This window comes from Prosthecobacter sp. SYSU 5D2 (genome assembly GCF_039655865.1).
GTDB lineage: Bacteria > Verrucomicrobiota > Verrucomicrobiia > Verrucomicrobiales > Verrucomicrobiaceae > Prosthecobacter.
Genome location: NZ_JBBYXL010000004.1, coordinates 90,336 through 103,498 on the forward strand (window position 1 = coordinate 90,336; position 13,163 = coordinate 103,498).

General features: G+C 61.3%; 8 protein-coding genes. 3 read left to right on the top strand and 5 right to left on the bottom strand.

Annotation, left to right across the window (positions count from 1 at the left end):
* The first annotated feature begins 195 nt into the window (after positions 1-195).
* The 3 genes from WJU23_RS07815 (at position 196) to WJU23_RS07825 (ending at position 6,085) form a co-directional block, all read left to right on the top strand.
* Entirely contained in the window at positions 196-1,239 is a 1,044-nt protein-coding gene (locus WJU23_RS07815) for a thiamine pyrophosphate-dependent dehydrogenase E1 component subunit alpha (protein ID WP_346331992.1), read from the top strand.
* The gene (locus tag WJU23_RS07820) at positions 1,236-2,198 is read left to right on the top strand and encodes an alpha-ketoacid dehydrogenase subunit beta (protein WP_346331993.1); all 963 of its coding nucleotides are present in this window, start codon (positions 1,236-1,238) and stop codon (positions 2,196-2,198) included. Before WJU23_RS07815 ends, WJU23_RS07820 begins: the two co-directional genes overlap by 4 nt.
* Before the next feature lie 218 nt (positions 2,199-2,416).
* Positions 2,417-6,085 carry a PVC-type heme-binding CxxCH protein gene (locus tag WJU23_RS07825; protein WP_346331994.1) on the top strand — a complete coding sequence of 1,223 codons (3,669 nt, stop codon included), beginning with the start codon at positions 2,417-2,419 and terminating at the stop codon, positions 6,083-6,085.
* Positions 6,086-6,088: 3 nt separating this feature from the next.
* On the opposite strand, the gene WJU23_RS07830 is transcribed toward WJU23_RS07825, so the two are convergent.
* The 5 genes from WJU23_RS07830 to WJU23_RS07850 all read right to left on the bottom strand — a co-directional run bounded on the left by WJU23_RS07830 (position 6,089) and on the right by WJU23_RS07850 (position 13,017).
* Complete coding sequence (locus WJU23_RS07830; RefSeq protein ID WP_346331995.1) at positions 6,089-6,550, bottom strand: hypothetical protein; 462 nt, start codon at positions 6,548-6,550, stop codon at positions 6,089-6,091.
* A 322-nt stretch (positions 6,551-6,872) separates the two neighbouring features.
* Positions 6,873-8,300 (bottom strand): adenylosuccinate lyase, encoded by a 1,428-nt coding sequence (gene purB, locus WJU23_RS07835; protein WP_346331996.1) that lies wholly within the window; start codon positions 8,298-8,300, stop codon positions 6,873-6,875.
* Between the two features lie 74 nt (positions 8,301-8,374).
* Positions 8,375-8,890 carry a hypothetical protein gene (locus WJU23_RS07840; RefSeq protein ID WP_346331997.1) on the bottom strand — a complete coding sequence of 172 codons (516 nt, stop codon included), beginning with the start codon at positions 8,888-8,890 and terminating at the stop codon, positions 8,375-8,377.
* 18 nt (positions 8,891-8,908) lie between these two features.
* Positions 8,909-9,475, bottom strand: a complete 567-nt coding sequence (locus tag WJU23_RS07845) for a hypothetical protein (protein WP_346331998.1) — start codon at positions 9,473-9,475, stop codon at positions 8,909-8,911.
* A gap of 131 nt (positions 9,476-9,606) precedes the next feature.
* Entirely contained in the window at positions 9,607-13,017 is a 3,411-nt protein-coding gene (locus WJU23_RS07850) for a family 16 glycoside hydrolase (protein WP_346331999.1), read from the bottom strand.
* Positions 13,018-13,163 lie beyond the last annotated feature (146 nt).

Sequence of the window (13,163 nt, forward strand, 5' to 3'; positions counted from 1 at the left end):
GAATCCTCCGGCAATGAGCTTTACGATGGCTTAACAAAACTCATTTTCGGCTGGTTCTCGTGGAGGCGGGCCAAAAGCCCGGATTCGGCTCCTTTCCCTTCCCTCACATCCACTCTGGACAAGGCTCCGTGTCTGTGAAATCATCTTTTACTTTGGCAGTCCTTTGTTGTCAGAAAAGAATGATTCAATTCCACCGTGCCTGCTACCTCAACGCTTCCCAGCCCTGATGTCGCCGCCTATGCGGACCTGCGTGATGACTTTCTGAAGTCACTTCGCTGCATGATCCTTTCCCGCATTCTTGAGGACAAGCTCGGCAGCCTTTACCGGGCCGGAGGGCGTATTGTGGGCGGAGTTTACCTGGGCCGCGGCCAGGAGGCCTTCAGCGCCGCCGCCGGGGGGAATCTGCGCTTTGGCAAGGACATCTACGGTCCCTTGATCCGGGACCAGGCAGGCCGCATCGCCTACGGTGAACCGCTTCTGGACACCATGCGCACTTATCTGGGCGTCGTCACCGGGCCTATGCGCGGGCGCGATGGCAACATCCACCGGGGACGCCCCCGGGACGGATACATGGCCATGATTTCCCATCTGGGCAGCCTGCTTTCAGTCGTGGCGGGTGCGCTTTTTGCACGGCGTTTGCGAGGCCAGCTTGGGGATACGGTGGGTGCCACCAGCATTGGCGACGGCGGCACCTCCACCGGAGCCTTTCATGAAGGCCTGAACATGGCCGCTGTGGAAAAGCTGCCGCTCGTTGTCAGTGTTGCCAACAACCAGTTCGCCTATTCCACCCCCACCTCCCGGCAGTATGCCTGTGAGGACCTTGTGCACCGTGCCAAGGGCTATGGGGTCGAAGGCCACAGTGTGGACGGCACGGATCTCCTCGCCTGCGTCGCCACCTTCCGCACCGCCTTTGCCCGTGCCCGTGCGGGTCATGGACCCCAGCTTGTCGTGGGGAAACTGCTCCGCCTCGGCGGTCATGGCGAGCATGACGACGCCTCCTACATCCCCGATTCCGCCCGCCATCAGCATGAGGCGCGCGACTGCATCGAAGTGGCCAAGGCCCAGGCCGTTGAGCTCGGCTGGGCGACCGATGCCGATTTCCTCGCCTGGGAGGAGGAAGCCCGCCGCGATGTGGATGCGGCCCAGGCCATTGCCAGCAAAGAACCCACCCCCGATCCCTACCGGGAAACCTGGCACGCCCTGTCCACCAGTGCGCTTGTAGAAGGACAGCACGGATGAGCATCACCTATCTCGAAGCCATACGCGAGGCGCAGTATGAGGCGCTCCGCTCCGACCCCAGCGTCTTCCTTTACGGGCAGGACATCAGCACTTTCGGCGGCGCATTCAAAGCCACCAAAAACCTCAGCCGCGAATTTCCCGGCCGGGTTTTTGACGCTCCCATCAGCGAGGATGCCATGATCGGCATGGCCGTCGGTGCCGCCATTGAAGGCGCCCGCCCCATCATTGAGATGCAGTTTGCCGACTTCTCCTCTGTCGGCTTCAACCAGATCGTCAACCAGGCTGCCACCCTCTACTGGCGCACCGGCACCCCCTGCCCCATCACCATCCGCATGCCCTCCGGCGGCACGCCCGGCAGCGGCCCCTTCCACAGCCAGAGCATGGAGAGCATCTATGCCCACTACCCTGGCATTGTCATCCTCACCCCGGCCACGGTTGAAGATGCCTACTGGATGCTGCTGGAAAGCGTGAAGCTGAACGACCCGGTCATCTTCTGCGAGCACAAGTTCCTCTATTACCACCTCAAGGCCGAAGGCTTTGGGGAGGCCCTGCCCATTGGCAAAGCCCGCATTGCCCGGCCGGGCCGGGACGCCACCGTCGTCACCTACAGTGCCATGCTGCATGAGGCGCTGAAATCTGCCGAAGAGCTCCAGATGGACGGCTACCAGGTGGAGGTGGTGGACCTCCGCAGCGTCAAGCCCATGGATACGGACACGATTCTCGCCTCCGTCTCCCGCACCGGCCGCCTCCTGGCTGTGGGTGAGGCCTTTCCGTGGGGCGGTGTGACGGCTGAAATCATTGCCCGCGTCAGCAGCGAGGCCTTCCACATGCTGGATGCGCCCCCCATGCGCCTCAACAGCAAGGACACACCCATCCCCTATCATCCCAATCTCTGGAAAAGCCACCGCCCGACGACCCACAGCATCACCGCTGCGCTGCGCGACCTGCTGAGGTATTAGCACACCTCACGCTCCGAGTGAGGTGATCCACGGCAAAACCTCTCCTGCCCAAACGCATCCATGACTCTTCATCATGTTATTTGACATTGTTTATTGATATCTCAACCCACCTCCCCATCCCCTCTGAAAGAAAAACACGTTTCATCACGAAAATATCACCCCCATATTCTCCATCTCTCCCGCTCCCGCTTTTCCACGTCACTTTTGCACGCTTCACGATGTTACGTCTCCTTTTCGCCTGCCTCCTCCTCGTCACCTGCACAGATCTCGGCAACGCCGCACCTGTCCCTCTTTTTGATGGAAAGACATTCAAAGGCTGGGAGGGTGAAACCACAAAAGTCTGGCGCATCGTGGACGGAACCATCGTCGGCGGCTCCCTCGAAGGGAACCCGCAGAATGAATTTCTGGCCACCAAGAAGCAGTATCGCAATTTTCACCTCAAGCTCGAATACAAGCTCACAGGCACCGAAGGCTTCGTGAACGGCGGCGTCCAGTTCCGCTCCCTCCGCATCACTGAGCCGCCCAATGAAATGATCGGCTACCAGGCCGATATCGGTGCCGGTTACAGCGGCTGCCTTTACGATGAATCCCGGCGCAAAAAGATGCTCGCCACCGCTGTCAAGGAGGTCATCGAAAAAGCCGAAAAGCCGGGCGAATGGAACACCTATGAAATCATCGCCGAGGCCGAGCGCATCCGCCTCGTCGTCAATGGCGTGCGCACCGTGGACTACACCGAGCGTGGCGCGGACATCGCCATGAAAGGCCACATCGCCCTGCAGATTCACGGCAAGTGCAAGGCCGAGATCGCCTTCCGCAACATCGTCATCGAGGAGCTGCCAGACGCCATCGTCCCCGGTGAAAAAGAGGTCCTCAACCGCTTTGGCGACCCCGATGCCGCCCGCGCCGCTCCCGCTGCTTTTAAAGACGGCCAGTTCGAAGTCAGCGACCAGGAAATCATCGTCCTCACAGGCCAGACAAACTTTGTCCGCGAGCAAAAGTCGGGAGAGCTCGAAGCCGTCCTCACCCACGCCCTCACCCAAAAAGCCCCACGCTTCCGCAGCATGGCCTGGGAGGGCGACACCGTCTATGAACAGTGGCGCGACCTCAACTTTGGCGACTGGAAAGCCCAGCTCCAGACCGCCGGTGCAGGTATGGTCATCGCCCAGTTTGGCCAGGTGGAATCCTTCGACGGCCAGGCCCGGCTGGCGGAGTTCCAGTCCTCTTATCATCGTTTGTTAGACCAGTTCAGCAGCGTCACCCCGCGCCTCGTCCTCATTGGCCCGATGCCCTTTGAACGCACGGAGGCTGAGCACGCTCCCGACCTCACCCTCCGCAACGACGATATCGCCCTCTATGCCAATGCCGTGCGCGACATCGCCAAGCAACGCGGAGCCATCTACGTGGACCTCTATACGCCTCTCTCCGAGCGCAATTCCACCCTGCCCCGCCTCACCGACAACGGCCTCCATCTCAATGAAGAAGGCCTTCGCACCGTCGCCCGCCTCATCGCCAGCCAGCTCCGTCTCTCCATCAGCGAGGCCGATGACCTTACCGCCATCAAAGCCGCCATCGTCGAAAAAAACCGCCTCTGGTTCGACTGCTGGCGTCCCGCCAACTGGTCCTTCGTTTACGGCGACCGCGTGACCCAGATGTTCGGCAAACCCTCCGAAAACGCCCCTTCCCTGCGCGAAAGTTTCGAAAGCTACAAACCCCTCATCGCCGCCCAGGACGCCCACATTCTCGCCATCGCCAAAGGTACCGCAGGCACTCCTGCGCGCATTTCCGAGAGGAGCGTGGGCACTCCTGCCCGCAATCAAAACCCAAGCGACGAAGTCGCCACTTCTCTTCCCCCTCCCCCCCTCACTCCCGCGCAGCAGCTCGCCGCCTTTACCGTCGCCGACGGCTACGAGATCAACCTCTTCGCCTCCGAAGACCTGGACGTCGCCAAGCCCACCCAGTTCTCCTGGGACGAGCGCGGCCGCCTTTACGTCGCTTGCTCCCCCACCTATCCCCACACCCTTCCCGGCATCCAGCCGAACGATTACATCCTCATCCTCGAAGACAGCAATGGCGATGGCCAGGCCGACAAATCCACCCGCTTTGCCGAAGGCCTCACCATGGTCCAGGGCGTCGAGCCCGGCGATGGCGGCGTCTATGTCTGCGACTTCGACCAGATCCTCCACCTCAAGGATACCGATGGCGACGGCAAGGCCGATGTGAAGACCGTTCTCTACTCCGGCTTTGGCATTGGAGATACCCACCAGCTTGTCAATTCCATCTGCCATGGCCCCGATGGTAGTCTCTGGTTCACCCAGGGTCTGCATGCCTATTCCCGCGTCGAGACCGCCCATGGGCTGGCCATTCTGGAGAAGGCCGGAGTCTGGCGGTATAACAAGCGCACCCAGAAAATGCACGCCTTTTTCAATGGCGGCAAAGCCGGGCATAACTGCTGGGGCGTGGCCTTTGATGACTACAACCAGGTCTTCCACAAAAGCGGTGACCGCCCCGCCGGATACTTCAGCACCCCCGGCCTCATCGCCATGAAGGACCCGGACGAATACCATCCCACCGGCATGCTGTTTGATACCAGCCCGAAGACCAACTCCATCGAGATCATCGGCACCCGCGCCCTCCCGGATGACATCCAGGGCACCGCCCTCATTGGCGGCTACTTCGGCGGCGTGGTCGAGCTGCACCGTTTTGAGGACGAAGGCTCCGGGTACAAAACCACCCAGCTTCCCCGCCTCGTCACCTCCTCGGATCCCTCCTTCCGCCCCGTGGATGTCAGCGTCGGCCCGGACGGTGCCATGTATCTTTGCGACTGGTTCAATCCCGTCATCGGCCACTATCAGGCCAGCTATGCCGACCCGCGCCGCGATCGCAGCCATGGCCGCATCTGGCGCATCACCGCCAAAGGCCGCGCCCCAGTCAAACAGCCCGCCCTGGCCGAAATGAAACCCGCCGAGCTCCTCGCCCAAATGGCCTCCCCCGAGCGCTGGACCCGCTACCAGGCCAAGCGCCTGCTCTTCGACGGCCTAACAAAAGACGTAATCTCTGCCGCCGATGAATTCATCACCCAGACCCAGGACGAGCACCAGCTCATGGAAGTCTGCGGCGTGTATGAAGCCCACGAAGCCGTCAACGAAGCTCTCCTCGACCGCTTGCTGACTGCCAAAGACGCCCGCATCCGTGCCTACGGCGCGCGTGTCACCGGTGCCTGGGCTGACCGTCTTCCCGATGCCCTCGTCAAGCTCGCCCGTGCCGCCCATGATGACCATCCGCGTGTGCGCCTGGAAGCCGTCGTCGCCACCGCCCGCATCCCCCAGCCGGAGGCCGTCGAAGTCGCCACCCAGGTGCTCGATCATCCTATGGACAAGTTCCTGGACTACGCCCTCCGCCAGGCCGTCCGCGCCTTGCAGCCCCAGTGGCAGCCGGTCCTGGCCAGCCTCACCTTTCACAAACAACCTGCCCAGGCCGAGTATGTGAAGAAGATCGCCAACGCCGCCCCCGTTGTCGCCCATCCGGGCAAGGCCGTTTATGACGCCCTCTGCCTCAACTGCCACCAGCCCGAAGGCAAGGGCCTGCCTGGGATCTATCCGAGCATCGCAGGCACCGACTGGGCCACCGGCGATCCTTCCCGCCTCATCAAAATCATCCTTCACGGCCTCAGCGGCCCCATCCAGGTGGACGGCCAGGAATTCAAACAAATGGCCCCCCTCCCCATGCCCCCCATGGGCCTGGATGACCAGCAAATGGCCGACGTGCTGACCTATGTACGGTCCAACTTCGGCAATCAAGCGACGCCAGTGAGTCCTGACCAGGTCAAGCAAGTCCGCGCTGCCAACGCCGACCGCACCACCTTCTGGACGCAGGAGGAATTGAAATAGAATTCAAGGCAGTGCGATGGGTCGCGCATTCACCCCTGGCAGCAGCAGCAATGCATCCGACAATGGCGATGACGGATCCATCGGAAGCTCTGGTTCCGGAGCCGTCATTCGCTCCAGCCGGACATTCGTATTCATCCGGCGCGGCTGCGGTTTGAGGGCCTTTTTCGCCTGCTCACTCCACACCGTCACCCGCTCATCCACGGTCTCCCAGGGGACCGAGAAAGAGGAAAACGCCACTGCCAGCAAGGCCAGCCAAAAGGTGGGCACATTGAGGCTGGAGCGGCGGCTGGTCTGCTCCAGCTGCTTGAGCCTCTGCGTCATCTCCTCCAGCTTGCGCAGCGTCTCCGCATGCTGCCTGTCTGCCAGTTTTTCAGCCGTTTCACGCTCCACCTCCGGTGCAGGCAAGTGCCTGGATGCCGGGTCTTTGCCAGTGGCATCAGGGGTCAGGGTTGGGTCGGCATTCATCGCACACAGGCTGGGTCAGGTTGAACAATCTTTGCTTTCCGGCTGGGGGATGCCGGTTAGGCTGGAGCCCTGTTGAATCAGGCGCTCTTATGAAAGCAACGCGGCGCAAATGGCACCGGATTGGAAAAAGAAAAGATTCTTAAATTCGAACGTCTTGATGCCTTTTTCTGACGCGATTGCGAAGTATCGTGAGTGCGGGAGGATATGGAGGTATGGGCGTGGAAGACTCCTCGCTCGCCTTTCAGAATGGCGAGTAGCGTTCGCTCCGCTCAGCATACTCGCGCTCCGTGCGGCGGGCCTCTTTCGACCTCGCACCTCAGCATCACAGAATGCTGCCGGGCTCATAGGCGGCGGCCTCAGGATGCTGCGCGGTGAGCTGACCCACGCGGGAGACGAAGTGATCCACCTGCTCAGGAGCATCACCGGAGTTGGCTTTGCCGTGGGCGACGACGGCGTCCAGGGCATCGGCCTTGAGGCCGAGGCGGTCATCGGCGGCGAGGCGGGCGAGGAGGTCGTTGTGGGTGACTTTGCCGGTGCGCATGTCGCGGGCGACGGCGACGGCGTGTTCTTTGATGGCCTCATGGGCGGCTTCACGGCCGGCACCGGCTTTGACGGCTTCCATGAGCACAGTGGTGGTGAGCAGGAAGGGCAGGTAGCGCATGAGCTCCTGCTCGACGACGGCCTCAAAGACTTCCATCTGATTGAGCACGGTGAGCAGGGTTTCCAGCAAGCCGTCCATGGCCAGGAAGGCATCCGGCAGCATGACGCGACGGACGACGGAGCAGGAGACATCGCCTTCATTCCACTGGTCGCCAGCGAGACCGGCGGCCATGGCGAGGTAACCTTTGAGGATGACGTGGAAGCCGTTGATGCGCTCGCAGGAGCGGCTGTTCATCTTGTGCGGCATGGCGGAGCTGCCCACCTGGCCTTTGGCGAAACCTTCGCTGGCCAGCTCGTGGCCGGCCATGAGGCGCAGGGTCTTGGCGAAGCTGCCCGCACCGCTGGCCACATGGGTGAGGGTGGAGACAACCTGGAGGTCCAGGCTGCGCGGATACACCTGGCCCACGGCATCCAAAGAAGCGCTGATGCCGAGGTGATGCAGGATGCGGTCCTCCAAAGCGCGGGCCTTGGAGGCATCGCCATTGAACAGGGTGATCTGGTCCAGGCGGGTGCCGACAGCGCCCTTCAGCCCACGCGCCGGATAACTGGCGATGAGGGCGTTTAGCGCCTCCACGCCGATGAGCATTTCCTCACCAAACATGGCGATGCGCTTGCCCAGCGTGGTGACCTGCGCGGCGACGTTGTGCGTGCGGGCGGTCATCGGGATGTCGCGGCACTGGGCGGCGCGTTTGGCGAAGCCGGACAGCGCTGCGATGCTCTTTTTGCGGACTTCCAACAGCGCGCGGAAGACCTGGAGCTGCTCGACGTTTTCCGTGAGGTCGCGGCTGGTCATGCCCTTGTGGATGTGCTCATGCCCGGCCAGGTCGCAGAACTCCTCGATGCGGGCTTTGACATCGTGACGGGTCACGCGCTCGCGCTCCATGATGGAGGTGAGGTTGACCTGGTCCTTCACCTTTTCGTAGCTTTCGATGACGCCATCCGGCACCGGGATGCCGAGGTCGCGCTGGCCCTTGAGAACGGCGATCCAGTAATCCCGCTCCAGCTTCACTTTCCCCTCGCCCGACCAGAGGGCGCGCATGGCGGGAGTGGCGTAACGTTCGGCAAGGACATTGGAAATGGCATCAGTCATGGGCCGCCCATCTTGCCGGGGAGAAGCGGCGAGTCAAGGAGGGCTGAGGAGAGAGGAACGGACAAATCCAGGCATCAAAACTCGCCTTCCCACTCCATGGAACTGTTTTCAAAGGTATTTAACATCCCAAAAAGAGCTTGGTCATTAAACCGGAATGAATATGACTGCCCGTCTGACTGGTAGCTTTCAGCACTCATCATTCGTGGAAGTGAAGGAGGATTCGGGAGTTCTTTGAGATCACGCGGATAGGTACCATGCTTCGTCCGATATTCCTCAAGCAGCGGGCTCAACCGGTCAGGAAAGGCCATGGCGTCATCTCTGGCCAGACGGAAAATTTGGCGGTTTACCGGAACCAGCACCACAGAGAAAGCGAAGGCAATCAGCAGCGCATGTAAAACAGGCATCACCCATTCAACGGTTCGCCCGCGCCGCCAGCCTAACCACAAACAGATAAAGGCGAAAACAAGCACCGGCAGGAGCAGTGCGCCCAGTAACACTATGGTCATAAAAAGTGGAAAAGGGGGGATAAACCACGCCAGGATGGCAAAAAGGCTGAGCAACAGCGCGATCCAGAACAGGCGGGTTTTCATCGTCAAGGAGACCTGGGCTTATTCAGGAAGCGGCTCATGTTTCAGTGGAGAATTGAGCAGGGCGAGGGCGGCGGCGCGTTCGGGATGGTGGGCAAGTTCCTGGTGGAGGGCCTCAAGCCGGGCATGCAGGTCTGGGCCGAGGCGCTGGATGAGCTGGAGGCGATGGGTTTCATCGCGGGCCTGGTCACGGACGGCTTTCTGCCAGGGCGCGCCAAAGATGAGGTGCAGGGTGTGGTGGAGATTTTCGGCTTTCAGTGCCTCCCATTCTCCGCCATCCAGCCAGATGCTGCCGGTGGTGGAGCGGTCAATGCGAAAGGCATGACCGTGGCCCACGCGGTAGCGGGTCAGGACGGTGCCGGAATCTGGACAGAGTTTCACCGCATCGTCGTATTCGCTGACCGGATGGTTTTCCTCGTCGAGAGCGGGGGTGCTGGCGGGGGGTGTATCCTTCCGGGTGCTGTGCCATTTCCAATAGTGTTCCGCGCGAATCCAGTGGCCCCCGGATTCGGGGCAGCGGTAGGCGATGAGGCCTTGCTCCAGTTCAATCCGCTCCAGGCGGGGGTGATGGCCAACGGGACTTCTCATCCCCGTTATTTAAATGATCTGTGGTTGGGGAGAAAGGAGAAAGGCGAGCTTTTATCACTCCCCCGGAACTTCCGGGGGAGTGAAGCGACATTTACTGTCGGACTCCAAACCCATCACTCGGAGAGTGATGACTACTGAACTTTAAACATGGCGTTCGTCTTGTCGCCACCGCTGAGGATGTAGGCGAGGAGGTCGAGGATCTCTTCCTTTTTCAGCATGGCGAGGAGCATGGGGGGCATGGGGGAGACTTTGCTGGTCTCGATGCTTTTGACTTCTTTGCGGTCAATGCCGACGCGCTGGTTGGGGTCGCTAAGGTCGGTGTTGAGGGTGACGTTGTCGCCGCTGAGGTTGACGACGACGCCGATGTGGACTTCACCGCTGTTGAGGGTGACGACGATGGGGGCGAACTGCTCGTTGATCTCTTTGCTGGGGTTGATGATCTGGTCCAGCAGGTCATGCGGGCTGTAGCGGCCACCGGCTCCGGTGAGGTCGGGGCCGTTCATGCCGCCGGCATTGCCGAAACGATGGCAGGCGTAGCAGGCGGCGGCACCGAACATCTTGCGGCCGGTATCGAAGTCGCGGTTTTTGAGGCCGGTTTTGGCAGCGGCGCTCAGCTCTTCCAGCGTCCACATGGTGGGGGTGCGGCCGGCGAGCATGGCGCCGACGTTTTCGATGGCGGATTTGCGCTCGGGCTTTTTGGCGATGAGTTCGGCATGGAGGGTTTTTTCCTCTTCGGTGAAGGTGGCCAGGGAGTCGTTGCGGATGAACTCGATGAACTTGTCAAAGCTGGAGCCGCCCTTGTAGTTGGCGGCTTTCAGGAACCACTCGAGCTGGGCGGTGCGCAGCTCAGGAGTCCAGCCAGTTTTGAGCATGCGGAGGCTGCGGGCGAATTCCATCTGCGGTTCCTGGCTGTCGGCGGCGGCGATGAGGGCCATGCCTTTGGCGGCGGTGTTCGGGGCCTGCAAATAGGCCAGGGTCTCGCAAAGGAGCCAGTTCAGCTCGAAGCTTTCCGAGGGGAAGGCAGGGTCAAGCTGGGCGATGAGCTTGTCCATCGTGGCCTGGTCAGGATTGCCAAAACGAGTAAGGATGATCTGGGCGAGGCGAACGTGGCTGAGCTTTTGGTCCGGCGTGAGAGCGGCGAAGTCCAGCTTCAACAGGGCGGCGAGCATCTTGTCGCGGGCGGCGGTATTGATGGTGATGGCGGCACCTTCGGGGCGCTGGCTGGGGCTCACACCGGTGACGCGGGCGAGCGCGAGCAGGGCCTCGAGCTGGCGGCCGGCATCGGTTTCGCTGAGTGCTTTGGCCTCCCATTCAGCCAGCGGCTGATGCTCAATGGCGACGCGGGCGGCGCTGCGGATGAAGCGGTCTTTGCTATTCAGGTGCGGCCAGGCGGTGGCGACGGCTTGCGGATCCTGCTTGCCATGGAAGGCTTCAAGCTGATGACGCAGCGCACGCTCGGCGGAGACTTTCGGCGTGAGGTCAATGGGGGAGGTATCCTCACTGCCGGTATAGGTGACGCGATAGAGGCCGGACTGCACGCGGCGGCCGCCGATGGCGAAGTACATGGCACCGTCTTTGGGATGGATGATGGCATCCGTGAGAGGCAGCGGGGCTCCGGTGATGAAGTCCTCTTTGACGCCGGTATAGGAGGAGCCGTCTTCGGTGAGATGCACGGCGTAGAGCTTGCCCCAGCTCCAGTCCATGATGTAATAGGCGCGCTGGTATTTGGCGGGGAATTTGGCCCCATAACCAAAGGTGGTACCGGTGGGGGAACCAGGGCCGATGTTGACGGTGGCAGGCAGGTTGTCAGGATAAAATTCAGGATACTTCCCTGCCCCGTTGCGCCAGCCGTATTCACCACCGCTGACGACGTGGTTCACGCGGGTTGGGCGGTACCAGGGCGTATTGAAGTCATACTCCATGTCGGCATCGTAGGTGAAGAGTTCACCGTCGCTGTTGACGCCGCCGTCATAGATGTTGCGGAAGCCGGAGGCGAAGATCTCGAAGTTTTTGCCATCAGGAGAGACGCGGTAAACGATGCCGCCGGGGGCCAGAACGTGGCGGTTGTGGCCGCGACCGTCGGGCATGCGCGGAAGCAGGTGGTCATCGCCCCAGAGCTTCGGCACAGGGGAGGTGGAGGGAGTGCCGTCAATGGGGCCTTCGGCGAGGACGGCGTTGTTTCCGGTGATGAGATACAGCGCCTTGCCATCGGGAGTGGGCATGAGGGCATGCACGCCGTGGTCGCTCTTGGAATCGAAAGCGCGGAGGAGTTCCACCTTGTCGAGCTGGTCGTCGTTATCGGTATCGGAGATGCGGTAGAGGCCGCTCTGGGCCACCTGTTCGTAGTCGTTCACACCGGCATAGAGGGCACCAAAAGCGAAGACCATGCCGTTGATGGCGCGGATGTTGACGGGCACTTTCTGGACGTCTTTCTGCTCCAGCATCTGGCCTGCGGCAGGCGGGGAGAAGCGGTAGAGATCGCCATACTGGTCGCTGGCGTAGATGCGGCCCTTGTCGTCATTGCAAAGGGCCACCCAGGAGCCCTGCTCGCCACCGGGAACGGAATAGAGAAGCTCGACTTTGAAGTCCTTCGCAGCCTTGATGCGCTCCACCGGCGTGGCCTTGTTTTCACCAATGGCCGGGCCGACGGCTGCCGGGCGGCGAGCCTGGGCGGGTGCTTTGGCCTTGCCTTTGCCCTTGGCAGGCGCAGGTGCATTCCCTGCGGCCTTTTCTTTGCCTTTGCCTTTGGCCTTGTCCTGCGCCGGGCCTTTTTTGGCAGGTCCCTTTTTCGCGGCCGGACCGGGTTTTTCGATCTTCTGGGCGTCGTTCGGAATGTTGGTTTTGGCGAAGGGAATGACGCCGCCCTCAGGCAGCTCCTTGAACATCACTTCCTTGATCTGGACGTTCATGGCCGGACCGCGATGGATCTGGAAAGCCAGCAGGCCCTCCAGCGCCATGGCCTTTTCCTCATGGTCCACGAGGTCAATGGTGACCTGGCCGTTGAGCTTGTGGATGAGGTGGTTTCCCTGGGCGATGACGGTGTATTCATTCCACTGGGCGACATCCACGGCGACGGGGTCGCGCTCGGCGACGAGCCACTTGCTGCCCGCCTGGTCAATGACCACGCTCTGGCCGTTCTGGCAGATGATGCCACGGCCTTTTTCTTCATACACCATGGCGTTGTTCGGCGCGGCAGGATGGATGTCGCACTGGTAACCGCCGACGGACCACTTGCCGTTTTCCGGCAGCTCCTTGCTGCGGTACTGGATGCCGGTGTTATTGCCGGTGACCTTGGCCTTGATGCGCAGCTCGAAGTTTTTGACCTGACCGCCGCGCCAGATGAGAAACTGGTTGTAGCTCAGGTGCTCCGGGCCGTTCGTTTTGCCCGTGATGCAGCCGTCCTCGACACTCCACAGCTCTGGATTGCCATCCCAGCCGGTGAGATCCTTGCCGTTGAACAACGGACGGAAGCCCTCCTGGGCCTGGGCGGCCGTGAGCCCGAAGGACAGGAGTGCGAGGGTGAGTAACGAGGTCAGTTTCATGGGTGGTCGGAGCGCCGGAGTGTGCGCGGTTGTGTCTTTTGAAACGAGATCTTTCGCGAAATCCCACGGCAAAAGATGTGTCGAATTTCGCAATGGGGCCCTTGAACATTGAAATTGGACTTGGCAAATTCCGCTGTGAGCACAGT

Bases quoted from the DNA above. Each gene is read 5' to 3' on its own strand.
- WJU23_RS07825 (WP_346331994.1), top strand. From the start codon at position 2,417: ATGTTACGTCTCCTTTTCGCCTGCCTCCTCCTCGTCACCTGCACAGAT.
- WJU23_RS07830 (WP_346331995.1), bottom strand. From the start codon at position 6,550: ATGAATGCCGACCCAACCCTGACCCCTGATGCCACTGGCAAAGACCCG.
- purB (WP_346331996.1), bottom strand. From the start codon at position 8,300: ATGACTGATGCCATTTCCAATGTCCTTGCCGAACGTTACGCCACTCCC.
- WJU23_RS07820 (WP_346331993.1), top strand. From the start codon at position 1,236: ATGAGCATCACCTATCTCGAAGCCATACGCGAGGCGCAGTATGAGGCG.
- WJU23_RS07840 (WP_346331997.1), bottom strand. From the start codon at position 8,890: ATGAAAACCCGCCTGTTCTGGATCGCGCTGTTGCTCAGCCTTTTTGCC.
- WJU23_RS07845 (WP_346331998.1), bottom strand. From the start codon at position 9,475: ATGAGAAGTCCCGTTGGCCATCACCCCCGCCTGGAGCGGATTGAACTG.
- WJU23_RS07850 (WP_346331999.1), bottom strand. From the start codon at position 13,017: ATGAAACTGACCTCGTTACTCACCCTCGCACTCCTGTCCTTCGGGCTC.